The following is a 23,229-nucleotide window of genomic DNA, read 5'->3' on the forward strand; positions in this document are numbered from 1 at the left end:
GAGCAGGGTGGGATATGCAGGCGCTACATGATAATACAATGGGTATAACCGTTAACGCTCTTTCCATCGCAAATACGCGCCGAATAGTGAAGCAATCATAATGACCGGGGAAAACTCCCCGGCCACATACGCAATTACGCTTCTTTGTTTTCTTTGATGTTCCAGCCAGCGCTGCTTTCAGCACCTTTACCACCAGACGTGGTCTGCTCCCAGTACTGCTGTTTCACTTTCGCAGCCTGGAATGCATAGGTCACACCAACGGTATCGCCGTTGTCAGCACCGGTGTACTGAACAGAGGTGACCAGCACATCTTCCAGCGTGATGCGGGAGTATTCCACCTGCTGGCCGCCGGCTTTACAGACGGACAGCTCAACTTTGGTCAGGTGTTTGCCGCTGGCGCAGTGTTTCAGGATAGCGGTGGTGGATTTGTCGATCAGCGCGTTAACGTGCAGGTCGTTGAAGTTAACTTTACCGGCACCGCCGCCACCGCCAACGCTCATATTACCTGGCTGGGAAGCGCCCCAGGAGAAGGAGGTAATATCAGTCCAGCCGGTGTGGTTAGAATCTTTAGATTCGCCCGTAACACCCTCGACCTTCAGAAACATATCAATAGCCATAATATCTACTCTTCGTGGATGAACAATATTGCTTTCGAAAAAGCACTTATATGGCAAACAGGAAAGCATGGGGCTGAATAAAACCGTCCATATTTTACCTCTGCCTCACATCAAATGACCCGTGTCATTTGACAGTCTTACATTCCCCCTGAATGAACGGAAAGAATGTGAAGTCTTTTACTACTGCGGGTTATCCTGAATCCAGGTGCGATCAGGATTTCCGATAATTAATTGAGGTACCAGCTTGTTAAGTTCGTCACTATGATAAAGACGCAGGCAATTTAACGTAACGCCTTTTACATCGGGCTTTCGTTCGGCATGAAAGCCGTTAATGTGATCTTTGTATTTTCCAATGAGCGCATCCATTTTCTCAGTGCCATTTTCAGCATCAAAAGGAATCCACTCAATGAATGCACTCGCACTGCGGGCAGCATCAGCAGAAAACTGGCTGCCTTTATCTGCTACCTGCGCCAGGCAGCGCGCCAGAACAAAATCTTTTAAAACCTGCCGGTATGTTTGCTGCTGATAAAAATCAGGATAGTTATTTCCGGAATACACATAAAAAGTCATAAATACGAGGAAAAAACATAAACGTTTCACCTTATATCCTTTGCCATAAGACCCACAGCGCATCAGTCCGCGTAAAATACTAACTTTTCTCTTTCCATTTTTCTGCGACAACGTATATCCCTATCGCTAATGCATTAAGTCCAGTGCATAAGAATCCATGCATTGCAATTCGCGGGACTTCTGCCGGCCAGTCAAAGATAAACAGATAGTAGCCGGATACCGTCACAAACAGCATGAATGAAATTATTAGCAACGTATAAATGGCTAAATAGCTGATGAATTTTCGTATCAACGCTTTCACTGTCAAATTCATTAGCTATCTCGTATTGACCGAAAAGTAGCCGGCCCAATGGGCCGGCTACACTCATCACGCGTCTTTCGTCTTCAGCGACGGCAGTTTAGATACCAGACGCAGGGAAACGGTCAGACCTTCCAGCTGGTAGTGTGGACGCAGGAAGAACTTCGCGGCGTAGTAGCCCGGGTTGTCTTCAATCTCCTGCACCTGCACTTCCGCAGCCGCCAGCGGTTTACGGGACTTGGTCTCCTGAGAGGAGTTCGCCGGGTCACCGTCGACGTAGTTCATGACCCAGTCGTTCAGCCAGCGCTCCATCTCTTCGCGCTCGCGGAAGGAGCCGATTTTGTCGCGCACGATGCACTTCAGGTAGTGCGCAAAGCGGCAGCAGGCGAACAGGTACGGCAGACGAGAGGCCAGACGCGCGTTGGCGGTGGCATCCGGGTCGTGGTACTCGGCCGGTTTCTGCAGCGACTGCGCACCGATGAAGGCGGCAAAGTCAGAGTTTTTGCGGTGAACCAGCGGCATAAAGCCGTTTTTCGCCAGCTCAGCTTCACGACGATCGCTGATGGCGATCTCGGTTGGGCACTTCATGTCCACGCCGCCGTCATCGCTCGGGAAGGTATGGCACGGCAGGTTTTCCACCGCCCCGCCGGACTCCACGCCGCGAATCGAGGTGCACCAGCCGTACTCTTTGAAGGAGCGGTTGATGTTGGCGGCCATCGCATACGCGGCGTTCGCCCAGGAGTAGCTGTTGTGGTTCGCGCCGTCGGTCTGCTCTTCAAAGTCAAAGCTGTCGACCGGGTTGGTGCGAATACCGTACGGCAGGCGCGACAGGAAGCGCGGCATCACCAGGCCCAGATAGCGGGCATCTTCGGATTCACGCAGCGAACGCCAGGCCGCGTATTCGGTGTTCTGGAAGATCTTGGTCAGGTCGCGCGGGTTAGCCAGCTCCTGCCAGGACTCCATCTGCATCACGCCCGGCGCGGTACCGGTGATAAACGGACAGTGCGCCGCAGAGCCGATGCGCGCCATTTCGCCCAGCAGCTCAACGTCCTGAGGGCTGTGGTCGAAGTAGTAGTCGCCCACGATGCAGCCAAACGGCTCGCCGCCGAACTGACCGTACTCCTGCTCGTAGATTTTCTTGAAGATCGGGCTCTGGTCCCAGCCCACGCCCTTGAAGCGCTTCAGGGTGCGGCCCAGCTCCTGCTTGGAGATGCTCATAAAGCGGATCTTCAGCATCTCGTCAGTTTCAGTGTTGTTCACCAGGTAGCTCAGACCGCGCCAGGCGCTCTCCAGCTTCTGAAACTCTTCGTGGTGAATGATCTGGTTTACCTGCTGCGACAGCTGCTCGTCGATACCGGCGATCAGGTTCTGAATGGTGCGGTAGGTGTCGTTGGAGAAAGTGACGGTATTTTCCAGCGCCTGCTGCGCCAGGGTTTTGACCGCGCTTTCGACGGCTGAACGGGCCTGATCGGTTTTCGGGCGGAACTCTTTGTTCAGCAGCGCGCTGAACTCATCCTGGCTGAACGCCTGACCCGCATGCTGCTCGTGTTGTTGAGTCTGGTTGCTCATCGATTATTCCTCGCTACCTTTCGCGCTTTCGTCATTTTTCGGCAACTGGCTCAGGGATTTGAGCAGCGTCGGATCCTGCAGAATTTTAGCGATCAGCTCTTCCGCACCGTTTTTGCCGTCCATATAGGTCAGCAGGTTGGAGAGCTGGGTACGCGCTTCCAGCAGCTTGTTCAGCGGCTCGACCTTGCGGGCCACCGCATCCGGCAGGAAGTCGTCCATGCTGTCGAAGGTCAGATCCACGTTGAGCTTGCCTTCGCCGGTCAGGGTGTTATCCACCTGGAACGCCACGCGCGGCTTCAGCGCCTTCATGCGTTCGTCAAAGTTGTCGATGTCGATTTCGAGGAATTTACGCTCGTCGACGGCCGGCAGATTTTCAACCGGTTTGCCGACCAGATCGGCCATGACGCCCATCACAAACGGCAGCTGAATTTTACGTTCTGCACCGTAGATCTCTACGTCGTACTCGATCTGCACGCGGGGGGCACGGTTACGTGCGATGAATTTCTGCCCACTGTTACTCATTGCCATGATGTTCTCCATCAAAGATGCGCGGTGAAGGTGAAACGGCAGGCTCCATGCCTGTCGTCATAATGCCTGGACGCGTTATTCGCGGCGCCCAAAGATGTTTTCAAGTTGGTTAACGCCGTCTGGCGCCAGGTCGCGAATAATGTCCATAAAGTTAAGTTCTGACAGCCGCTGCACCCGTTCAATCATCAGCGGTGCGGGGTGGCTCGGTTCGTACTGCGCAAAATACTGCTTCGCTTTTTCCAGCATCAGCTGCGCGTCGGCGCGGCTGGTGATCTGCACGCTTCGCCAGTCGGCGACCGGCTGAACGGGCTGCGCTGCCGTCGACTGCTGCTCGGCCTGGGGTTCTGCCTGCGCCTCACGGTTCGGCAGCAGCTTGCTGATGTCGGTTACCTGACACGCGCTGGCGACCAGCCCGACGGTTTTCAGCAGCTGTTCCATCTCGGGCACGCCGCTTTCACCGAGATGCCCGGTGAGAAGCTCGCGAATCGCCAGCAGACGTTCGTTAATGACGATAACTGCTGCGGTTCCCGGCTGGTCGCCGCGGGCCAGCTCGTCAATCAGCCGTGGACGGCCGCCGGGATAGTCCGGACATTCCGTCTTGCTGCCGTCCAGCAGGGCCTGGGCATCCCGGAGCGAAATTTCATCGCCGTTTGAACGCAGAAGCGAGGCGTTTCGCACGGCGACGGTGAGGTCGGATTTATCGCTCAGCCCTGCCAGGGCGTTAATGCGATAGAACGGATCGATTTCGCCATACTCTTCCAGCAGCGGATAGAGCGTCTCCCAGTAACGGGCGATCGCCTCCTGCACCAGCAATAATCCGTCCGCGTAGCCCGCCAGCCCGCGGCGGCGCGTCCAGGCATGGGTTAACGCCAGCAGTACGCGAAGATCTTTGGTGCGGGTCAGCAGGCTGGTGGCGTATTTTTCCACCGTGTTCCAGTCAGCGGGCTCTGCCGGGATAATGGTGTCGCCAAACTGCTGTTCCGCTTTCCCAAGACTTGCCTGATTCATGATCTGGAAGTCGGCGTCGTACTCCAGGTTTTCGCCGCAGGTTTTTTCGGGACTGATTGGCGCGAGAAATTCTTCGATATTCATGAGATCCCTGCTTATTCAAACATGGGCGGATAGAGACCGTGACGCCCCGGACGGGCGCCCCCTGCCGGGTCGAACAGCAGGGTGAAAAGCTGCCCGGTAAAGTTACCGCTGTGCACGTGGGTGTACAGCGGGTAGCCGTCGCAGCGATTGGTCCACCAGTAGCTGGTCTGACGCAGCGGATCAAAACACTCGGCCGCCTGAGGCCAGCCCAGCGTGCTCTGCCCGTCCTCGTCATAGCCAATCACATCAAGGATGTCGGAACGCTTTTGCGGCTCGACGGGCTGCGGCGCCGGAATGGTCATCAGCATCTCATCCAGCTGCGAGGCGGAAAAACTGTTGCGCACCGCGTGCAGCCCCAGGCGCCCAATCTGCTGGTACCAGCTTTCGGCCTGGCTGAGCAGGCTGGTCGACCACTCTGACGGGGCGAAGCTCAGCTGCAGGCAAACCGGGTACTGTCGGCCAACGCTGTCGCGGCCGGGCAGCAGACAGCCCATCTGGATCATCTGGCTGCCAAGCATAGGCGGCACCACAAAATTCCAGACTGGCGCTTTGTGAAACTGGCGCTCGCCGCTGCGCTGCTCTTCCTGCTGCCAGGCCAGCAGGCCGACCTGGAACCAGTGTGACCACTGGCGCTGTAAAGTGTCAGGAAAGCGACGCTGCAAAAAATCTCCGGCGCTGGGTAATTTGCCATACCAGCTGTAGCGGTTCATCGCAGGGGTATTCGTCATACGGCTGTCCTTGCGGTTATGGGCATGAGAAACGGGGAAGCTGGAACGGGTTACGAATGCTGTTTGGCGCAAACTCCAGCGTGACCTGATGTCCGTCGACGTTGAAGGTAGCCTGACGGCTCAGGCTACCCGCGCCCGGGCTGGTGCTCGCTTTATCGAAGAAGCGGTTGAGCGCCCAGGCACCGTTGGTGACCAGCGTCGCCGTGCTGCCGTTCGCCAGCCCCAGCTGCATGCGTACCTGGTTAGTGCCGCCAGGCCCCGGCCAGTTCATGATCTGTACGGCCTGCGGACCGTGGCTGTAGCGCAGCAGCTGGCCGTCGACGTCCAGCGTCAGGTTCAGAATGGAGTTATCCATTCGCACGGTGCGAACCGTCACCTTGAAGGACGGCGTCGTGGCGCCATTAGCAAAGAAGGCGTCGCGAATCGACTGGGCCTGCTGGAACGGTCTCAGCAGCCCTTCACTTCCCGGCAGCGTTTTCCCGTCGATGCCCGGCATAAAGCGCCAGTTTGCCTGGGTGGTATCCACTTTATTGGTCAGATTGTCGCGGAAGAAAGCGTCCATCAGCCCGGTTCCCGGCGCAAACATGCGCGCGAGATCGTCAGGGGTGACCTCGGTGCTGGCGCTGTGCACCAGCGGGTAACGGCCGGCGATTGCCTGACGGCAGAATCCGCCCACCTCAACGTTAATCCGCTTCCGCACGTTTTCGAGGTCGCGGCGCTGGGTATCGCTGCTGGCGCCCACCGCCATATTGCTGAACATGGTTTGCAGCCCGCCCGGCAGGCGACCGGCGCTGGCCTGCAGGCGGCTGATCGCCTCGCCGCCCGGTGCCGGCATACCGCTGTTGGCCGCGTCCTGGACGGCGGTCAGGTAGCGATAGAGCTCATCCACCTGCTTGAGAAAATCATCAAACACGATGGTCTTCCCGCCCTTTTCCAGCGGCTGCGCCAGCTCAATCATCGGCGCGTAGTGGTCGGTGACCAGCTGTTCCGGCGCCTGGGTGACCACGGCGGCCTGGGTCGGCGCAGCGTCATTGTTGCTGAACAGCGCTTCCAGCGTGCGGGTGGCGCGGTTGCTCTGCGCCTGCGCTTTATCCGCATCTTCCGGCGCTGGCGCATTGCGTGACAGCGTCAGGACCTGGCTCAGGTTCTGCACCAGACGGCGCAGAGGCGAGTTTGCGCCGGAGAGCAGGCGCGCGGTGTTGATGCGCTGGGAGAGATCGGCGCTGTTATTGAGCTGAATGTCGGCGAGGAAGCGATCCCAGTTCGCGATAAAATCGCGCATGTAGAGCTGGCGCACGGCGTTATCGATCTGCTGTTTATCTTCCTGCGCCGTCGCGGCCCCCAGCACCCAGGCGTCGTCTTCATGCAGGGCGGTGGTGACGCTGTCAATCTGGCCGTTAAAGCTTTTCCAGTAGCCGTCCGGCGTATACAGACCCGGCACGCCTTCGCTCACCGGCTTGCCGCTTTTGCGTGAAAACACCAGCTCGCTCTGCGGTCCGCCCAGGTCGGAAAGGGAGACCGGCTTGAGGTTGTCATCATGCTCCAGCAGGCGTTTGAGACGACCGTATACGCGCGTGGAGAGCGGCTGCTGATTGATCATCGCTCTTTCGCGGGCCACCAGAGATTCATCCTGCGCGTACGGCGAGGCCTGGATTTTCGGTTCCAGCAGCTGCGTCAGGTGCCATTCAAGCTGCTGCAGCTGCGCCTTCGTGACGTTCTGCGGCAGATTACGCTGCAGGTTGAGCATCACCCACGAATGCAGGAATTTACCGTCGTAGTGCTTCGGCTGATACAGCATCTGATAGGCTTTCAGCGCTTCATAGCTGTATTCCACGTCGCTGCCGTTGTCGTTGCGCAGCCAGGTGGTGATGTGCATAGCGACGGCAGGCAACAGCATCTGATCCAGCGCTTTCTGGTACAGAGACTGCGAGGCATCGCTGACGTCATCTCCGCGGTAGAGCCCCATACGGCGGGATAGGGGCGGATCGTTTACATCAAACGCGTCGCTTTTCGGCAGGTCAACCAGACCGTTCAGCAGCGGCAGCAGATCGAACAGGTCACGCTGGGTCTGGTTCTGCAGCGCTTTGCTCTGCTGGTCCAGCAGCGGCACCTTCGCATCCACCTCTTCCAGATAGGCCTTGTTTTTGGCATAACTGGTCAGCCACAGACCGCCGAGGATGACCAACAGGGCCAGCAGCGCCGCGTAGCCGGACCAGATCACCGCCCGGTTGCGCAGCTCCCACCAGCGGTTTTCGCCCGCGATCCCGGCTTCCTGGAAGATGACGTTTTGCAGCAGGTTCTTAATGAAGAAACTCTGACCTTTTGCCCCCGGGATCGGCGCTTCTTTGCTGACCGAATCCCAGTTATCCGCCTCTCCCCCTTCCGGCAGCGACAGCGCGCGGTTCAGTTCGCCCATCACGCGGTCGAACGGCATGCCTTCCTGCGTCCCGCTGGCGAAGTAGATCCCGCGCGGGGAGAACTCGGTTTCGAAGTTGGAGCGGGCGAAGACCGTGCTCAGGTAGTCCGCCAGCAGCGGACGCAGCGCGGCGAACTCCTGCGGGAAGAGATACGCTTCAGCGCGGGTTTTCGCGTCATGCTCTTTCAGCATGGTTTCCGGCAGCCCGGCATCAAGGCGCTGCTGGAGCAGAGAAAACTCCTGCTGGAAGTTGCCCATCAGGTCGTAATCGGCGTGTTTGGTTTGCTCCCACGGCAGCGTAAAGCCCCAGATCTGGTCGCGCTGCGCTTTGTCGTAGTCGGCAAACCAGGCGCGGAAGCCTTTAAGCAGGTCGGCCTTGGTCACCATCACATACACCGGGAAGCGAATACCCAGCTGTTCATGCAGCTCGGACAGACGCTGGCGCAGGTTCACCGCCTGCTGGCGGGACGCCTCGGCGGACTGGGTGAGCAGGTCAGAAATGCTGATGGTGATGATAACGCCGTTGATCGGCTGGCGGCGGCGATACTTGCGAAGTAACCCCATGAACTCCAGCCATTCGCCGGCATCCTGCACCTGCTCGCTCTCCTGGGTGGTGTAGCGGCCCGCCGTGTCCAGCAGCACCGCTTCATTGGTAAACCACCAGTCGCAGTTACGCGTGCCGCCAATGCCCCGCAGCGCGGTTTTACCGAAGCGATCGGCCAGCGGGAACTGCAGCCCGGAGTTAACCAGCGCCGTGGTTTTACCGGATCCCGGCGCGCCAATAATGACGTACCACGGCAGCTGATAGAGATATTGCGTGCTGAAGCGCTGCGTCCACTGGGCGCCCTGGCCCGCTTTGCTGAAGTGGGCTTTTTTCAGCATCTGCGCGGCTTCATCAAAGCGGCTGGCGAGGATCTGCTCCTCGCTGTTCAGCCGCTTCTGCGGATCCGCCGCTTCCGGGCTGGCGGTGTTCTCTTTGAGCTTGTCCATCAGCTTGCGGTTCAGCCAGGCGTTGTACAGGCGCGGCAGAATGTGGCCCTGCGCCCAGAGCAGATAGACCACGGCAATGCTGATAATGCGGTTCTGCTCAGACTCGAGCGGTCGGGTGTCCACGATGGACAACAGGGGACCAATCATCCAGATCACCGCCGCAAGCGCCGTTACGCCGAGGAAGCTCCACAGAATGCGGTTGGTCAAGATGGAAAGAAGTGTAGTCAGCATCCTTAGTTTCCTTGCGGCAATCCGTTCAGCTCAGCCTGAGTGTTTTCAGGCGACACCAGCAGAGTAATTTCCACACGGCGGTTACGGGCGCGGTTTTCAGGCGTCGTGTTCGGCGCCACCGGGTTAATCTCGCCCCGCCCTTCCGCTTTCACGCGGCCAGGCTGAGAGAGGCTTCCCTGCAGCATTTTCTGTACCGAGCGGGCGCGTTCCAGAGAGAGTTCATAGTTAGAGGCAAAGCGCGCGCTGCGGATCGGCACGTTGTCGCTGTAGCCCACCACCAGAATTTTGCCGCTGACGTTATTCATCGCCTGCGCAATGCGGTTGATGACCGGTTCATAGCGGTCACGCACGACGGTAGAGGCAGAGGCAAACAGCCCGTCGCCCTTCAGGATCACGACGCTGCGATCCGCTTCGTCTTTCACCGCGACCAGGCCCGCCTCGATTTCAGGCTTCAGGAAGCCGCGCAGGTTCAGCACCGCCGGAAGCTGACGGGCCGGCTGCTGAATAGTGGTTTCCGGCAGCTGGGACTGATAAATCTTCGCCAGCACCGGGTTGGTGTTATCGCCAAGGCGCCAGTTAAGCACGATATAAAACAGGCAGGCGATAAACCCGGCCAGCGCCACGCAGGCCCACAGGGGAACCATCGGCCGCCAGAGCTTGCGCAGCACCGGACGATCTTCCGGATGGGGAGAAAGCGGCGGCGGATAGCTGCCGCGCACGCCGCGGATCATCTGCCACAGCCGCTGCTTGATGGTTTCAAGCTGCGTGCGGCCATTATCCAGCACCCGATAGCGTCCTTCGAAGCCCAGCAGCAGGCAGTAGTTGATCATCTCCAGCAGCAGGATATGCTCGCGCGGGTTCTGCGACAGGCGCGCCAGCAGCTGGAAGAACTTCTCGCCGCCCCAGGTTTCGTTGTGGAACGTCACCAGCAGACCGTTGCTTGACCAGACGCCGCTGCTGCCCCAGGGGGTGAGCGCGGCGGCCTCATCGAGCGCCGTACACAGGCAGTAACGCGCCCCGACGATCACTTCGTAGGGCAGCCCCGCCTGCTGACAGCGGACTTCGAAACGGCGAATCTCATCGATCAGACGCTGGCGTAACGCCACCTGATCGTCATGGGAGACCGAATGACGGATCTGCGGAATCGCGTTGAGCAGCGGATTGGCGGCCGCCACCAGCTGATTGTTGCTACTGGCTCCGGTAAACGCGGCATCACTGCCGGTGTCCTGTCGTTCCTGCATATTAAGCGCTCGCTTTATTATTCTGTCGGGCTACGGATGGCCCAAAACTCCATATCCAGCCCCGGGAACTCCCCTGCAAGATGCAGGGCGAATGCGCCGGACTTATCCATCTCGTGCCACAGCTCGCTGCCCTTCTCCAGTTCAAAGTAGCTGTAGCCGGCATGCCACGGGATCTGCGGCGGCGCGACCGGCATGGCGCGCAGCATAATGCCCGGCAGCTGGAGCTGAACCAGATCGCGGATTTTCGAGACCGGCGCGACCTTCATCTGCGCCGGGAAATGGGTTTGCAGGTGTTCGCCTGGCACATTGGCTTTTACCGCCAGCACGAAGCCGAACTCGCGCACCATGCTGGTTTCAGGCACCGTGGCGATGTTCAGGCCGTGAGAGCGTTCGTTAAGCGGCAGCTGAATCGCGTGGTCTTCCATCACCAGCGACAGCCCCTGACGCAGCATCAGCATCAGTTTGCTGAAGCAGTTAGCCAGATCGTCATGATCGTAAATCGGCAGCACGCTTTCGGCGGTACGCTGCGACGTCCAGGTGGCGAGCTCGGTCGCAAACGGCAGCCAGCTGCGCCAGAGCGTTTCCGGATGCAGCAGCGGGAGGGTTTTTAAATGAGAAACCTCGCCCAGATGACGGTTAACCAGCGACAGCAGCGTGAACTCAATCAGTTCGGAGGTGTTAAAGCGGCCAGGCTGGCGCAGACGACCACCAATTTGCTGGCTGCGCTGGACCAGCAGACCGTGCAGATCGTTGATCATGCTGTAGATCTGCGGGCTGTTGTTGGCGTTGAGCATCGGCGGGATGTAGCTGTTATCGAGCCGCACGTGGTTATCGTTACGTTTCTCCGTCACAAACGCCACGCCGATAGCGGTCCATTCCGCCGTGAGGTCTTTTTCCAGCATCAGGGTCAGACGCAGGCGGCCAAACTGGACGGTGGCATCCCCCACCGACATGGCGTTGTCGTCTTCCACCTCTTGCTCGAAAGCGATGAAGCGCGCCAGCGAGGCCGGCTCTTCGCTAAAAATCACCTCTTCTCTCTCGCCACGACGAACCGGCAGCGCGAGCACCACCTTTTCGTTGGTGAGATTGTCAGGAATTTTCAGCGGTACAGGACCGTTGCGCCCGTTACGTACCTGGAAAAAGGTGCCATCCGGCAGCAAGCCACTGCAGTAGCTCAGGGCAATGCATCCCTGACGAAGCATCGCTTCATCCAGTTCCACGTCAAGAAAGCCCCAGAGATATGACCGCTGTAGCGCGCCCCATTCACGAACATGGTTGAGCAGATAGCTTTCAGTCCGCTGAAAATGGTGTGGACGCAGGAACATGCCTTCGGTCCAGACGACCTTTTCTGCTTTCGTCATGATGATGTGTTTCCTGTGTTGAAGCGCGTTACTGGCTGATGACCCGAATGCCGTTCACGTCGAGAAAAACGTTGGCCTGAAGTTCATCCGCGGACCATTTCCAGAACTGGTAGATATGATTTTCGCCAGGCACAGGCAGAGGGAGTGAAACGCGCCATTTTTTGCCATCCAGCACCTGATACTCCGCCATCACGCCGATGTAGCGGGCCTCCGGAGAGCTTTGCCCGCTGAGGGTTTTGGACAGCTGTCCCGGCATCAGGAAGAACACGTCGCTGTTCAGCAGATTCGCGCCTAGCGTGGCTGACGCGTTGTTCTGCAGGGAGTAGAAGTCGCTGGACATGAAATCCGCATCGGATTTCAGCAACAACACCCGGACCTTAAGCGGCGCAGATTCGTTGATTTGTGGATGAGCCTGAAACTGCAGATTGTAGCGGGAGGGGTCGCTGTGTGAAGACGACGTACAACCACTGACCAGGGCGAAAATCACCGCGTAAAAGAATAACCACAGCTTATGAAAATTTTTATTATTCATAAAAATGCGCTCATGCAAGCCGTTTAGTTCAGGATCCAGGTACCGTTAGCGCTGTCTTTGCAGGCTTTGCTGTTGCCATCGACGTCGACACAGGTCGCTTTTTTACGCGCCTTCGGACGAATGGCCTGTTTACGCACGGCGGCGTCGTACAGGTCGGCCTTGATCACGGCGCGCATCGGGACGTAACCAATCAGCTGATCGTTGCCTTCATCGGCAAGCGCCATCCAGTAATGTTCAACCTGACCCAGCACCACGTACGTTTTTCCGGTGTCGAGAGTGCGGATAACTTTGCCGCCGAAGTCAGGACGGCTCATCAGGGAGGCTGGATACATGGCGCGATACGGTTCGTTGACCGGGTTGAACTCCGCAGGCGGCGTCACAGCGTGACGGTGGGTTAAGGTCACGCCGTTGACCTGGCTGGTCTCGATCGTATCGTCGTTGATCACAGGTTTCTGCGGCGCTTTACAGCCCGCCACCGCCATTACAAACAGAAGTGAAAACAGTACGCGCATTTTCATATGCTTTTCCGTAGCGATATTTCGATGATGAAGATAAGGGAGTGAAGTTTGACTTAGGTGCTATTGTTAAAATAGCCAGGATATTTTCGGGGCGTTACTATTTTAAGGGCATAGCTACCGCACGAGCCCTTCAGAATAAGGCCCAGTGTCTTCCTGACATATTTTGACAAACGGTAAACAAGTTTACATGAGCTTCGTCTCAATTCAATATTTACCGGTACGTAACTGTTGTTAAATGAAGCAGTCGGAAAATTATAGGATTAATCCTATGAAAAAACCCGATATGACCTACGCCCTTTTATTTCTTAGCCACATAACATTGCAAGCATATGTTTTATATACTAAAAACACAAAAGAGAACCACTTTCATTAACGCAATACGGCTATTATCGCCACTACCATAATTAGTAGAATTCGCGTATTGGTGAGGTCAGCAGAATATATGAAAGATGAATTATTTGTTGCACTATCAGGGTAACTTTAATATTGAATGCACGTGTTAACGTGAATGTGACTATTTCACTTATGTTGCACGACGTTAATTTTACGCCTCAAAATAACTTTATATTTCGCGTTGCGACAATTACCCAACCAGGCCTGAATTTTATCCTTTAATCATTAAGCCTGAGTTAACCATCCTGACATTATCGCCGCCAAAAAATGCTCGCAATGGTCCGCCAGCTGCGACGCGTGTTTATTGCTGCCGCCCGCAGCCTTCATTCGAAATTTTATTGTTGCTACATCCTCTCCTGCTCGCCTCATCTATCTTGCCTACCGTATGATAGATAAGATTTATTATTAAAATGATAAAATTTCGTTATAATTTCTTTAAATATTTAAACATCAGATCTGATAAATCGCTGTAATAAAACGAATTTAAGATAAAGCATTTTTCTACACCGCATGCGCATAGCCATCCGGTCGTCATTGCTTTCACTTATTGTCCTTTGCAGCGTTTTTATGGGTTCAGACGTTGTGTGACCGAAGAAATCAGGAGTGGGTATGAATAAGAAAAGACGCTCGGTGCCGGGTATCAGACACTATGACGGTCCTGCCGGAGGCTGGGGCGCGTTAAAAGCGACGGCCATCGCGGTACGTACCCAAATGGATACCCTGGATGCTCCCGCCACGCTGCTGCGCACCAACCAGCCTGACGGTTTCGACTGCCCGGGCTGCGCGTGGCCCGATAAAGAACACAAGTCGACGTTCCAGTTCTGCGAGAACGGCGCCAAAGCCGTGACCTGGGAAGCGACCAGCAAACGCGTTACCCCCGCGTTTCTGGCCGAAAACAGCGTCTCCTCGCTGCTGGCAAAATCGGACTTTGAGCTGGAAGGCTACGGTCGACTGACGCATCCCCTGCGCTATGACCGGGCAAGCGATACCTTCCGGCCCGTCGACTGGGACGAGGCGTTTCAACGCATCGGCGAAGTATTGCGCGGGCTCGAACCGGACCAGGTCGAGTTCTATACCTCCGGACGCGCCTCTAACGAAGCGGCGTATCTGTTCCAGCTGTTCGCTCGCGAATACGGCACCAATAACTTCCCCGACTGCTCGAATATGTGCCACGAGGCCACCAGCGTCGGTTTGCCGCGTTCGATTGGCATCGGGAAAGGCACCGTCTCGCTGGACGACTTCGATAAGACCGAGCTGGTGATCTCCATCGGCCACAACCCCGGCACCAACCATCCGCGAATGATGGGGACGCTCCACGAGCTGGCCCGTCGCAACGTGCCGATTATCGTCTTTAACCCGCTGCGCGAGCGCGCCCTCGAACGTTTCGCCGACCCGCAAAGCGTGATTGAAATGGCAACCTACGGCTCAACGGATATCGCCTCGACCTATTTCCAGGTGAAGGCCGGGGGCGATGCCGCCGCGCTGAAAGGCATTGCCAAACATCTGCTGGAAATGGAGGCCGAACGCGGTGACGTGCTCGACCACGCGTTTATTGCCGAACACACCCAGGGCATTGAGGACTTCGCCGCCGATATCGCGCAAACCCGCTGGGACGAGATCGAGCGCGAGTCGGGCCTGAGCCGGACGGCGCTCAAAAAGGTAGCCGACGCCTATGCGAAATCAAATGCCACCATCATTACCTACGGGATGGGCATTACCCAGCACAATAAAGGCACGGCGAACGTCCGACTGATTGCCGACCTGCTGCTGCTGCGCGGGAATATCGGCAAGCCCGGCGCGGGTATCTGCCCCCTGCGCGGCCACTCTAACGTTCAGGGGAACCGCACCGTCGGGATCAGCGAGAAGCCTACCCCGGCCTTCCTGAACCGTCTGAAGGACGTTTTCGGCTTTGAGCCGCCGTCTCACCACGGCCACGATGCGGTGCAGGCCACGCAGGCGATGATCGACGGCCGCGCGAAGGCGCTCATCTGCCTCGGGGGTAATTTTGCCGTCGCGATGCCCGATCACGAGCGGGGTTTTCCGGCGATGGGTAACCTGGATTTGAGCGTGCACGTCGGCACCAAGCTCAACCGTACCCATCTGCTGGTGGGCAAAGAGACCTTTATCTTTCCGTGCCTCGGCCGCACCGAGCTGGATCTCCAGGCCACAGGCCGTCAGTCCATTACCGTCGAAGACTCCATGTCGATGGTGCATGCCTCGTCCGGCAAGCTGAAGCCCGCCTCGCCGTTGCTCCGTTCGGAGCCGGCTATCGTCGCCGGCATGGCGAAAGCCACGCTGCCGGAAACCCGCGTGGACTGGCTGACGCTGGTAGAAGATTACGACCGGATCCGCGATCTGATCGAGCAGACCATTCCGGGCTTTGAGAACTACAACGCGCGGATCCGCGTTCCCGGGGGCTTCCGTATGCCGCTGCCGCCGACGCAACGCATCTGGCCAACGGCGACGGGAAAAGCGATGTTCTCGGTGTTCGACGGCGTTCACGAGAACGTCAGCGGCGAAGGTGAGCATGTTCTGCGGTTAATCACGCTGCGCAGCCACGACCAGTACAACACCACCATTTACGCGCTGGACGACCGCTACCGCGGCGTGTTTGGCCGCCGCGACGTGCTGTTTATGAACGAAGACGATATGGCGCAGTCAGGCCTGGAACACGGCGACCGCGTGGATATCGAAACCGCCCTCCCCGGCAGCGTCCAGCGTCTGAAGGACATTACCGTGGTGGCGTACAGCATCGCGCCGGGCACCGTCGGCGCCTATTACCCGGAGGCCAACGTGCTGGTACCGCTTGATTATCTGGATAAGGACAGCGGTACGCCGTCGTATAAATCCGTTCCGGTTCGCATCACCCTGCGCTCGAAAGAGATCCGCATGCTGTAAGGCTGCTCGCGCAGAGATAATGATGGATATTAAACAGTTAAAATATTTAATCGCACTCGACGAGACCCGGCACTTTGGTAAAGCGGCCTCGCAGTGCAACGTCACCCAGCCGACCCTCTCCATGCGCATCCGCAGCCTGGAAGAGGAGCTGGGGCTGGTGCTGATCGTGCGCGGGCAGCGCTTTGAAGGGTTTACGCCGGAGGGGGAACGCATCCTCGCGTGGGCCCGCGCCCTGCTTGCCGCGCATGACGGGCTACAGGCGGAGGCCGCGCTGTGCAAAGGCCAGGTGGTGGGCGAATTACGTCTGGGGATGGTGCCGCTGGCGAGCGTGGATCCGATGATCTTTATTCGCCAGCTAACGCAAAAATACCCGGAGCTGACCTACAGCCTCTATTCCATGTCCTCAGCGCAGATCGCCGACGGCGTCAGCCGCAATCAGCTTGAGCTGGGAATTTGCTACCTCAACAGCATCGACACCAGCCTGTTTGACATTATCCAGCTGCCAAAAACGAAGATGGGCCTGCTGCACGACGTCCGCCATTTCCAGCTCGGCCAGGCAGCGCTGACGTGGCACGACCTGACGGATTTTCCGCTGGGGTTCCTGACTAAAGGGATGCACTACCGGGCGCATATGGAGGCCAGCTTTAAATCTGCAGGCATCGAACCCACGTCCGTTTTCGAAAGCGACTCAACGTTCCAGATCATTCAGGCGGTTCAGAGCGGCGTGTGCTGCGCCGTGATGCCGCTGAACAACGGGCTGGAGGCACTGAACGGCAACTTCAGGATTGTCCCCATCGCCGACGCGAACATTGAGGCTCCCGTCGGCCTGATTATGCGCAGGCAGAAGCCCGTCTCCTCGCTGGCGCTGCGCTGCTTTACCGACGCGCAGGAGATTTATCACGCGGACAATGAGGCGTAGGCCTCGCGCGTCACCACGCTAAAACCGTCGATCAGCGCCGCGTCGCGCACCTCCCGGTATTCCGGCGCATCCACCAGCTCGTGAAGCGCATCGCGAATAGCGTTAAGCGTTTCAGGTGAGGTGTTAGGCGAGGTAATCAGCGGCAGTCCGGGCGTCAGCGGTGTGCGGTCAATGACCGCCAGCCCCGCAAGCCGTTCCGGCTCATGGCGCTGCAGCAGTGCCCAGGTCACGCAGTCGATGGCCGCAATATCCCCTGCCCCGCGTTTCACATCTATCAGCGACTGGCGATGGCTGCCGCTGAAGGACGTTTGCGCGAAAAAGGGACCGCCGCTCGCAAGGGGAGCCACCATTTTTCGCAGCGCATTGTAGCCGGACTGAGAATCCGGGGAGTTACAGACCGCCCGACGTCCGCGAAAATCCGCCAGCGTGAGATGCCGATCCTCCTCGCGTACCGTCAGAAAGCTGCGGTACTGGATCCCTTCGCAGCCCGGTGCCGCGTAGTGAAAACAGCCGACCACCTGCACGTCCGGGAGCTGCGTGACCAGCGGATAACCGCAGGTCTGGCTGAGGATAAGCGCAGGCTGTTGCCAGTGCCTCAGCAGGTCAGACTCCGGCCAGCCGGGATCGCGATCGACGGACACACCGCGCGCGGCCAGCAGCCCCTTTACCGCCAGCCAGAGCGTGCGGGTGTCGGCGCGATCCACGGCATACATGGGAAACGCCAGCAGGTTACTCATACCCTTCCCCCTGTTGTTTTGCGGGGTGAACCGTGACGTCGACAGGTCTGGCCCAGAACTGACGCAGCCATTCACCGTAGCCCCTGACGAGAAAACCGTGGTTTCGCTGCTGGTACGCCTCCCGGTTTTGCTGGTAGATGGCCTTCAGCCCGTACCAGGGAACGCCCGGCAGATCGTGATGCACTGAATGGTAGTTGAGATTCAAAAACAGTACCCGCCAGAATAACCCGGCCTCGTTAATGACGGAGCGCGCCAGCGGGTCGTCCGCCGCGCGATGTTCGAAAAACGATCGGACCTTGGTCAGCGCCAGCGCCGGATAGCTGACGGCCAGCACAAACCAGACGGGTGAAAAACCGGTACGCGTCATCCAGGCGAAGAGCGCCACCAGCAGCAAAACGTGAACCAGCCACATTGACATTGCCCGCGGCTGAAGGTGACGAAACGCCGCCGCAGCGCTGCCCAGCGTCTGAAGGATATCCAGCAGCGGCGCCAGCATCAGCCGCCCGGCGAAGGTATTCCGCGCCCGAATCATACGTTTCTGCCAGGGGGAAAAGCGCGCCCAGCTCTCGTCGGTAAAATAGTACGACTCCGGATCATCCACCGGATGGGTCAGGCTATGGTGCCGATGATGGGCGAGATGGGAGTCCCGGTACAGGCCATACGGATACCAGACCGCCAGCGGGAGCGTGCCGAACAGCTGGTTGAGCCAGGCAAAACGCGTGGGGTGCCCGTGGATCAGCTCATGCTGCAGGGACATATACCAGGCGGTAAACCCGATCAGCAGCAACGTGGCGGGCAGCAGGCCGAGCGTTTGCCAGAACGCCAGCGTGGCAAACCAGCCTGCATAAATCGTGATAATCAACAGCCACGTGGGCAGTTCGCTGCGCCATAAAAAACCCGATGCAAGATGGCGGATTTGTTCGCGTTGTTGCGGATGTAAATAGAGGGAGCTTCGTTGACTCATTCCTTCAGACGCCGTTTCGCCAGAGATAATTCTTTGACGATCGGGGATAACGCCTGAAATAACAAACAACTTAAATCGCATTGCTTTGCCAGAAACGTGGGGCGCACGCGCTGCTTGACTTATTCTGTGATAAAGGTACTTTTCAGGACATGAAGAAGATCCTGATTATTGTTCCCGACGGCGGCATGCTGTTTGAAGCCGCCGGTATCGCCGACATTCTGATGCAGGCCAACCGGCTGCATCCGGAAGGTCTTGCGCAGCCCCGCTACCGGATTATCATCGCCACCACGCAGCCTCACCAGGTGATCCACGGCCAGTCCGGCCTGAATCTGCTGGCGGACTATCGCCTGCCGGAGCTGGACCCGCGTGAACCGCTGGACACGATTATCATCACCGGACGCGGCATGAACGAGCAGGAGAGCACGGCGGTGGTGGACTGGCTGCACCTCGCTGCGCCGCACGCCCGGCGGGTAGCCTCTATCTGCGGCGGCGCGATGCTGCTGGCCCAGACCGGCCTGCTGGACGGTCGTCGCGCGACCACCCACTGGCGGCTGCTGGAGACGATGCAAGCCCAGTATCCGGCTATCCACGTCGAAGGCGGTCCGCTGTATATTCAGGATGGCCCCATCTGGACCTCCGGCGGCGTGAGTTCCGGGTTCGATCTGACCCTGGCGCTGGTGGAAGACGATTACGGATTTACCCTCGCCCGCGACGTGGCGCAGGATATGGTGATGTACCTGCGCCGTCCCGGCGGCCAGCTGCAGTTCAGCCGTTACAGCCTGCAGCAGCCCGGCACATCGGGCCCGATAAGCGAACTGCAAACCTGGATCCTGCAGAACCTCACCGCCGACCTGTGCGTGGAAAATCTGGCCGAGAAAGCGGCGATGAGCCCGCGTAATTTCACCCGCGTGTTTACCCGCGACGCGGGAGTTTCTCCGGCCCGCTACGTGACCGAAGCGCGTCTGGCCGCGGCCCGCCAGCTGCTTGAGCAGACCCATGACTCCCTAGAGCGCGTTGCCGAGCAAAGCGGGTTTGGCACCAGCATTAACCTGCGCCGCATCTTTGAGAAACAGCTTCACCTCACGCCCGGCGAGTACCGCCAGCGCTTCCACTGCCGCAAGATGGCGTAATCTGATCCTTTTTTGTCGTTTACGCCAACCGGCCCGACGCCTACAGTGACTCCAGACAACAGAGATAAGGAGTGCACCATGGTTAAGGTCGGTATTAACGGTTTCGGCCGTATCGGACGTAATTTCCTGCGCGCGGCGCTGGGTAACCCGGATCTGCAGATTGTGGCCATTAACGATCTGACGGACAGTAAAACCCTCGCCCACCTGCTGAAACATGATTCCCTTCTGGGCAAGCTTCCCGCCCCGGTTGAAGCGGCAGACGGCGCGCTGCAGGTAGACGGGCAGCGGATCGCCGTATTTAGCGAACGCGATCCGGCGAATATCCCGTGGCGTGACGTCGGCGTTGACGTGGTGATTGAGGCCACCGGCTTCTTTACCGAGCGGGAAAAAGCGGCGGTGCATATCACTCACGGCGGCGCCAAGCGCGTCATCATTTCCGCCCCCGGGAAGAACGACGACCTGACGATTGTGATGGGGGTTAATCACGAGCAGTACGATCCCGCCCGTCACGCGGTGGTGAGTAACGGGAGCTGCACCACGAACGGCCTGGCGCCGGCCGCTCAGGTTCTGCATCAGCAGTTCGGGATTGAGCATGGCCTGATGAATACCACGCACGCCTACACCAACAGCCAGGCGCTGCACGATCAGCCGGAGAAAGATCTGCGCGGCGCGCGCGCGGCGGCGCTGTCGATTGTGCCTTACTCCAGCGGCGCGGCAAAAGCGCTGGGGAAAGTGATCCCCTCTCTGGACGGCAAACTGACCGGGTACTCCCTGCGCGTGCCGGTGCCGGTGGTGTCGATTGTGGATTTAACGGTAACGCTGAGCCGTAACGTAACCGCCGAAGAGGTGAATGACGCGTTCCGCAACGCGGCCGCCAGCGGGCCTCTGAAAGGCATTCTGGGCTATAGCGATGAACCGCTGGTCTCCAGCGATTACCAGGGCGACCCACGCTCCTCGATTATCGACGGGCTTTCCACGCTGGTGATTGGCGGGAACATGGTGAAGATCCTGGCGTGGTATGACAACGAGTGGGGCTTCTCAAACCGTCTGGTGGATCTGGCGGTGTGGATGGATAAGAAAGGGCTGTAAGTCTTACCGTGATGCCGGGTGGCGCATGCGCTTACCCGGCAAATAATTCACTCCGCCTTCACCTTTACTCCCATAAACACAATCACCATCGCCATCACCAGCAGGAAACCGCTGCCCGCGAATACACCGCTGGCGCCGTTGAGGTCAAATACCGCGCCGCCCCCGGCCGCACCGGCACTTATCGCCAGCTGAATTGAGGCCACCAGCAGCCCGCCTGCACTTTCGGCTTCATCCGGAACGGTAGTGGCAAGCCAGGTTGACCAGCCCACCGGAACCAGACCAAATGCAAAGCCCCACAGCGCGACCAGGAACCCGTCCAGCATCGCCAGATGACCAAACGCCACCATGGTGAGCGCGAGAACGCCCATCGCGAACGGCACCAGCGCCAGCGTCAGGCGCAGATTACGCGCCAGCAGATGCCCGGCAACCGAGGTGCCGACAAAGTTGGCCAGCCCAAAGCCCAGCAGGATCAGCGAAATGGTCTCCACGCTCGCCTGCCCCACCGTTTCCAGGAACGGGCGCAGGTAGGTAAAGAAGGCGAAATGGCCGCTGAAAATCAGGATGGTCGCCAGCATGCCGCCGATCATCCCCGGACGACGCAGCACGCGGAACAGCGTACTCAGGCTGCCGCTGCTCTCCGGCTTCATGGTCGGCAGGACCCAGAGCTGCCACAGCAGAGCCAGCATGCTCGGCAGAATGCAGAGAACAAAGACGTTGCGCCAGCCGATCAGGCTGCCCAGATAGCTGCCGAGCGGCGCCGCGACCACCGTGGCTATCGATACGCTGGAGAAGATCACCGCCAGCGCCTTCGGTACTTTATCCGCCGGAACCAGGCGCATCGTGGTCGCCGTCGACATCGCCCAGAATCCGCCGATGGCTATCCCCAGCAGCAGGCGCCCCATCAGCAGGACGTGCAGGTTGGGCGCAAAGGCCACCAGCAGGCTGGAGATAATTTGCAGCACCGAGAAAAACATCAGCACCCAGCGGCGGTCGATGCTTTTGGTCGCCGGCGTAATCAGCAGTCCGGTTACCAGCGCCACCAGCGCGGTGGCGGTGACGGCCTGCCCGGCCATTCCTTCACTCACGCCCAGGCTCGCGGCCATCGGCGTTAACAAACTGGCGGGCAGAAATTCTGCCGTAATCAAACCAAACACCCCCAGCCCCAGTGAATAGACGGCCCGCCAGGCGGGTTTTGGAGGCGCTACCGCCTCGCTCGCCGCGACACATGAATTCATCTGTTTTTCTCCCGTTATAAAAATGTGACAACTGTCGCAAAAGCATAGAAGGTTCACCCTGGACGATCTATGACATATAATCTCCACTTATTGATTATTCGTCCGGAGTTGCGCCATGACCGTACAGTCACCCGATCTGATCAGCGAACTTTTACGCGGCATGCGTCTGTCAGGTGTGAAATACCGGCGGATCCAGGCCAGCGCGCCGTTTGGCGTCGCCTTCCATCAGGCGCCCGGCAAAGCGCAGTTTCATTTTGTGAGCCACGGTAGCGCCCTGCTGCGAATGGAGAGCGGTGCGGCCTTTCAGCTGAGCAGCGGAGACGCCCTCTTTATTCCAGGCGGTAATTCCCATGCCCTGCTCTCCGACGAGCGGGCCACCATTACCCCGGTCAGCGACTTTCCCAGCGAGCCTATCTGCAGCTCGGTGTGTGCCATCACCTGCGAGCCCTGCCCGGAAAGCGAGAACACCATCATCTTTAGCGGGTGCATGGATTTTGAGCTGGGCGGGATGCAGCCGCTGATCAAGGCGATGCCGGAAGTGATGATGGTCAGCCGGCTGATGTCCACCTGGCCGGAGATCCACCCGCTGCTGGCGGCGATGGAGCGGGAATCTGTGTCGCGTCAGGCCGGGTACGCCGGGATCCTTGCGCGTCTGGCCGACGTGGTGGCGGCGTTAATCGTGCGCGGCTGGGTTGAAGGCGGGTGTGGTAAAGCCACCGGCTGGGTGCAGGTTCTGCGCGACCCGCGCCTGAGCCGTGCCATTTACGCCATGCACCAGCAGCCCGGCCTGAACTGGAGCGTGGCGGATCTGGCAAAAGAAGCGGGCACGTCCCGTTCCGTGTTCGCCGAACGGTTTCTGGCCGCGACGGGAACTACCCCGGCAAAATATCTCAGCGAGCTGAGGATGCGCCTGGCCATCCAGTACATTCGCCACGAAAATCAGCCGATTGAAACCGTCGCGCTGCGGCTGGGGTACGGCTCTCTGGCGGCATTTAGCCGGGCGTTTAAGCGCATCATTGGACATGCGCCGGGCACGCTGCGGGAAGCCAGCCAGACGCCGGAAGAGGTCTGACGGGCAGGCAATTATTAACGCGAAGCGGGCAATATTCGTCTAAGGTTTTCAGGTGATTGACAACAGCGGCCACGCTGTTTAGTGAAGACAGGAGACGAACT

General features: G+C 58.6%; 19 protein-coding genes. 5 read left to right on the top strand and 14 right to left on the bottom strand.

All coding sequences use genetic code 11. From position 1 onward, the window contains the following. Positions 1-134: 134 nt before the first annotated feature. The 11 genes from NWV12_RS13020 to NWV12_RS13070 form a co-directional block, all read right to left on the bottom strand. Complete coding sequence (locus NWV12_RS13020) at positions 135-617, bottom strand: type VI secretion system tube protein Hcp (RefSeq protein ID WP_008502640.1); 483 nt, start codon at positions 615-617, stop codon at positions 135-137. Between the two features lie 180 nt (positions 618-797). After that, positions 798-1,187 carry a T6SS amidase immunity protein Tai4 family protein gene (locus NWV12_RS13025; protein WP_048980953.1) on the bottom strand — a complete coding sequence of 130 codons (390 nt, stop codon included), beginning with the start codon at positions 1,185-1,187 and terminating at the stop codon, positions 798-800. A gap of 367 nt (positions 1,188-1,554) precedes the next feature. Further along, positions 1,555-3,054, bottom strand: a complete 1,500-nt coding sequence (tssC, locus tag NWV12_RS13030; RefSeq protein ID WP_048980932.1) for a type VI secretion system contractile sheath large subunit — start codon at positions 3,052-3,054, stop codon at positions 1,555-1,557. Between the two features lie 3 nt (positions 3,055-3,057). After that, positions 3,058-3,582: a type VI secretion system contractile sheath small subunit gene (tssB, locus tag NWV12_RS13035; protein WP_008502644.1), complete on the bottom strand. Its 525-nt coding sequence runs from the start codon at positions 3,580-3,582 to the stop codon at positions 3,058-3,060. A gap of 75 nt (positions 3,583-3,657) precedes the next feature. Beyond that, entirely contained in the window at positions 3,658-4,674 is a 1,017-nt protein-coding gene (gene tssA, locus NWV12_RS13040; RefSeq protein ID WP_048980933.1) for a type VI secretion system protein TssA, read from the bottom strand. Positions 4,675-4,685: 11 nt separating this feature from the next. Further along, on the bottom strand, positions 4,686-5,402 hold the full coding sequence (gene tagF, locus NWV12_RS13045) for a type VI secretion system-associated protein TagF (RefSeq protein WP_023312158.1): 717 nt from the start codon (positions 5,400-5,402) through the stop codon (positions 4,686-4,688). Positions 5,403-5,418: 16 nt separating this feature from the next. Then, positions 5,419-9,039 (bottom strand): type VI secretion system membrane subunit TssM, encoded by a 3,621-nt coding sequence (tssM, locus tag NWV12_RS13050; RefSeq protein WP_101744593.1) that lies wholly within the window; start codon positions 9,037-9,039, stop codon positions 5,419-5,421. 2 nt (positions 9,040-9,041) lie between these two features. Further along, on the bottom strand, positions 9,042-10,280 hold the full coding sequence (locus tag NWV12_RS13055) for a DotU family type VI secretion system protein (protein ID WP_033145801.1): 1,239 nt from the start codon (positions 10,278-10,280) through the stop codon (positions 9,042-9,044). A gap of 17 nt (positions 10,281-10,297) precedes the next feature. After that, positions 10,298-11,641 (bottom strand): type VI secretion system baseplate subunit TssK, encoded by a 1,344-nt coding sequence (gene tssK, locus NWV12_RS13060; RefSeq protein ID WP_029740099.1) that lies wholly within the window; start codon positions 11,639-11,641, stop codon positions 10,298-10,300. A gap of 28 nt (positions 11,642-11,669) precedes the next feature. Next, on the bottom strand, positions 11,670-12,173 hold the full coding sequence (gene tssJ, locus NWV12_RS13065) for a type VI secretion system lipoprotein TssJ (RefSeq protein WP_047652274.1): 504 nt from the start codon (positions 12,171-12,173) through the stop codon (positions 11,670-11,672). Between the two features lie 23 nt (positions 12,174-12,196). Continuing rightward, positions 12,197-12,691 (bottom strand): hypothetical protein, encoded by a 495-nt coding sequence (locus tag NWV12_RS13070; protein WP_033145802.1) that lies wholly within the window; start codon positions 12,689-12,691, stop codon positions 12,197-12,199. Between the two features lie 1,002 nt (positions 12,692-13,693). Here NWV12_RS13070 and NWV12_RS13075 point away from each other — a divergent pair. Then, positions 13,694-15,982: an FdhF/YdeP family oxidoreductase gene (locus tag NWV12_RS13075; protein WP_048980938.1), complete on the top strand. Its 2,289-nt coding sequence runs from the start codon at positions 13,694-13,696 to the stop codon at positions 15,980-15,982. 22 nt (positions 15,983-16,004) lie between these two features. Then, the gene (locus NWV12_RS13080; RefSeq protein WP_048980939.1) at positions 16,005-16,901 is read left to right on the top strand and encodes a LysR family transcriptional regulator; all 897 of its coding nucleotides are present in this window, start codon (positions 16,005-16,007) and stop codon (positions 16,899-16,901) included. Here NWV12_RS13080 and NWV12_RS13085 read toward each other — a convergent pair. After that, positions 16,880-17,638: a phosphate/phosphite/phosphonate ABC transporter substrate-binding protein gene (locus NWV12_RS13085; RefSeq protein ID WP_048980941.1), complete on the bottom strand. Its 759-nt coding sequence runs from the start codon at positions 17,636-17,638 to the stop codon at positions 16,880-16,882. The genes NWV12_RS13080 and NWV12_RS13085 overlap by 22 nt on opposite strands. Beyond that, a complete protein-coding gene (locus tag NWV12_RS13090; RefSeq protein ID WP_101744716.1) occupies positions 17,631-18,602 on the bottom strand; it encodes a fatty acid desaturase in 972 nt (323 codons plus the stop codon). The genes NWV12_RS13085 and NWV12_RS13090 overlap by 8 nt, the downstream gene beginning before the upstream one ends. Positions 18,603-18,751: 149 nt before the next feature. On the opposite strand from NWV12_RS13090, the gene NWV12_RS13095 reads away from it, so the two are divergent. Together NWV12_RS13095 and gap are read left to right on the top strand one after the other, a co-directional pair. Further along, the gene (locus NWV12_RS13095) at positions 18,752-19,732 is read left to right on the top strand and encodes a GlxA family transcriptional regulator (protein ID WP_039263613.1); all 981 of its coding nucleotides are present in this window, start codon (positions 18,752-18,754) and stop codon (positions 19,730-19,732) included. A 78-nt stretch (positions 19,733-19,810) separates the two neighbouring features. After that, positions 19,811-20,821 carry a type I glyceraldehyde-3-phosphate dehydrogenase gene (gap, locus tag NWV12_RS13100; RefSeq protein WP_048980942.1) on the top strand — a complete coding sequence of 337 codons (1,011 nt, stop codon included), beginning with the start codon at positions 19,811-19,813 and terminating at the stop codon, positions 20,819-20,821. Positions 20,822-20,868: 47 nt separating this feature from the next. Here the strand turns inward: gap and NWV12_RS13105 are convergent, their stop codons facing one another. Next, on the bottom strand, positions 20,869-22,056 hold the full coding sequence (locus NWV12_RS13105; RefSeq protein ID WP_048980944.1) for an MFS transporter: 1,188 nt from the start codon (positions 22,054-22,056) through the stop codon (positions 20,869-20,871). A 115-nt stretch (positions 22,057-22,171) separates the two neighbouring features. On the opposite strand from NWV12_RS13105, the gene NWV12_RS13110 reads away from it, so the two are divergent. Further along, positions 22,172-23,128, top strand: coding sequence for an AraC family transcriptional regulator (locus NWV12_RS13110; protein WP_048980946.1), 957 nt, complete (start codon positions 22,172-22,174; stop codon positions 23,126-23,128). The last annotated feature ends 101 nt before the right edge of the window (positions 23,129-23,229 follow it).

This window comes from Enterobacter sp. Crenshaw (assembly GCF_024734705.1).
Lineage (GTDB): Bacteria > Pseudomonadota > Gammaproteobacteria > Enterobacterales > Enterobacteriaceae > Enterobacter > Enterobacter asburiae_B.

What these genes read in the sequence shown, in the direction of transcription:
- NWV12_RS13020 (WP_008502640.1), bottom strand. Translation starts at nt 617, where the DNA reads ATGGCTATTGATATGTTTCTGAAGGTCGAGGGTGTTACGGGCGAATCT.
- tssK (WP_029740099.1), bottom strand. Translation starts at nt 11,641, where the DNA reads ATGACGAAAGCAGAAAAGGTCGTCTGGACCGAAGGCATGTTCCTGCGT.
- NWV12_RS13075 (WP_048980938.1), top strand. Translation starts at nt 13,694, where the DNA reads ATGAATAAGAAAAGACGCTCGGTGCCGGGTATCAGACACTATGACGGT.
- NWV12_RS13105 (WP_048980944.1), bottom strand. Translation starts at nt 22,056, where the DNA reads ATGAATTCATGTGTCGCGGCGAGCGAGGCGGTAGCGCCTCCAAAACCC.
- tssA (WP_048980933.1), bottom strand. Translation starts at nt 4,674, where the DNA reads ATGAATATCGAAGAATTTCTCGCGCCAATCAGTCCCGAAAAAACCTGC.
- tssC (WP_048980932.1), bottom strand. Translation starts at nt 3,054, where the DNA reads ATGAGCAACCAGACTCAACAACACGAGCAGCATGCGGGTCAGGCGTTC.
- NWV12_RS13070 (WP_033145802.1), bottom strand. Translation starts at nt 12,691, where the DNA reads ATGAAAATGCGCGTACTGTTTTCACTTCTGTTTGTAATGGCGGTGGCG.
- tagF (WP_023312158.1), bottom strand. Translation starts at nt 5,402, where the DNA reads ATGACGAATACCCCTGCGATGAACCGCTACAGCTGGTATGGCAAATTA.
- NWV12_RS13085 (WP_048980941.1), bottom strand. Translation starts at nt 17,638, where the DNA reads ATGAGTAACCTGCTGGCGTTTCCCATGTATGCCGTGGATCGCGCCGAC.
- tssM (WP_101744593.1), bottom strand. Translation starts at nt 9,039, where the DNA reads ATGCTGACTACACTTCTTTCCATCTTGACCAACCGCATTCTGTGGAGC.
- NWV12_RS13025 (WP_048980953.1), bottom strand. Translation starts at nt 1,187, where the DNA reads ATGACTTTTTATGTGTATTCCGGAAATAACTATCCTGATTTTTATCAG.
- NWV12_RS13090 (WP_101744716.1), bottom strand. Translation starts at nt 18,602, where the DNA reads ATGAGTCAACGAAGCTCCCTCTATTTACATCCGCAACAACGCGAACAA.
- NWV12_RS13110 (WP_048980946.1), top strand. Translation starts at nt 22,172, where the DNA reads ATGACCGTACAGTCACCCGATCTGATCAGCGAACTTTTACGCGGCATG.
- tssJ (WP_047652274.1), bottom strand. Translation starts at nt 12,173, where the DNA reads ATGAATAATAAAAATTTTCATAAGCTGTGGTTATTCTTTTACGCGGTG.
- NWV12_RS13095 (WP_039263613.1), top strand. Translation starts at nt 18,752, where the DNA reads ATGAAGAAGATCCTGATTATTGTTCCCGACGGCGGCATGCTGTTTGAA.
- NWV12_RS13055 (WP_033145801.1), bottom strand. Translation starts at nt 10,280, where the DNA reads ATGCAGGAACGACAGGACACCGGCAGTGATGCCGCGTTTACCGGAGCC.
- tssB (WP_008502644.1), bottom strand. Translation starts at nt 3,582, where the DNA reads ATGGCAATGAGTAACAGTGGGCAGAAATTCATCGCACGTAACCGTGCC.
- gap (WP_048980942.1), top strand. Translation starts at nt 19,811, where the DNA reads ATGGTTAAGGTCGGTATTAACGGTTTCGGCCGTATCGGACGTAATTTC.
- NWV12_RS13080 (WP_048980939.1), top strand. Translation starts at nt 16,005, where the DNA reads ATGGATATTAAACAGTTAAAATATTTAATCGCACTCGACGAGACCCGG.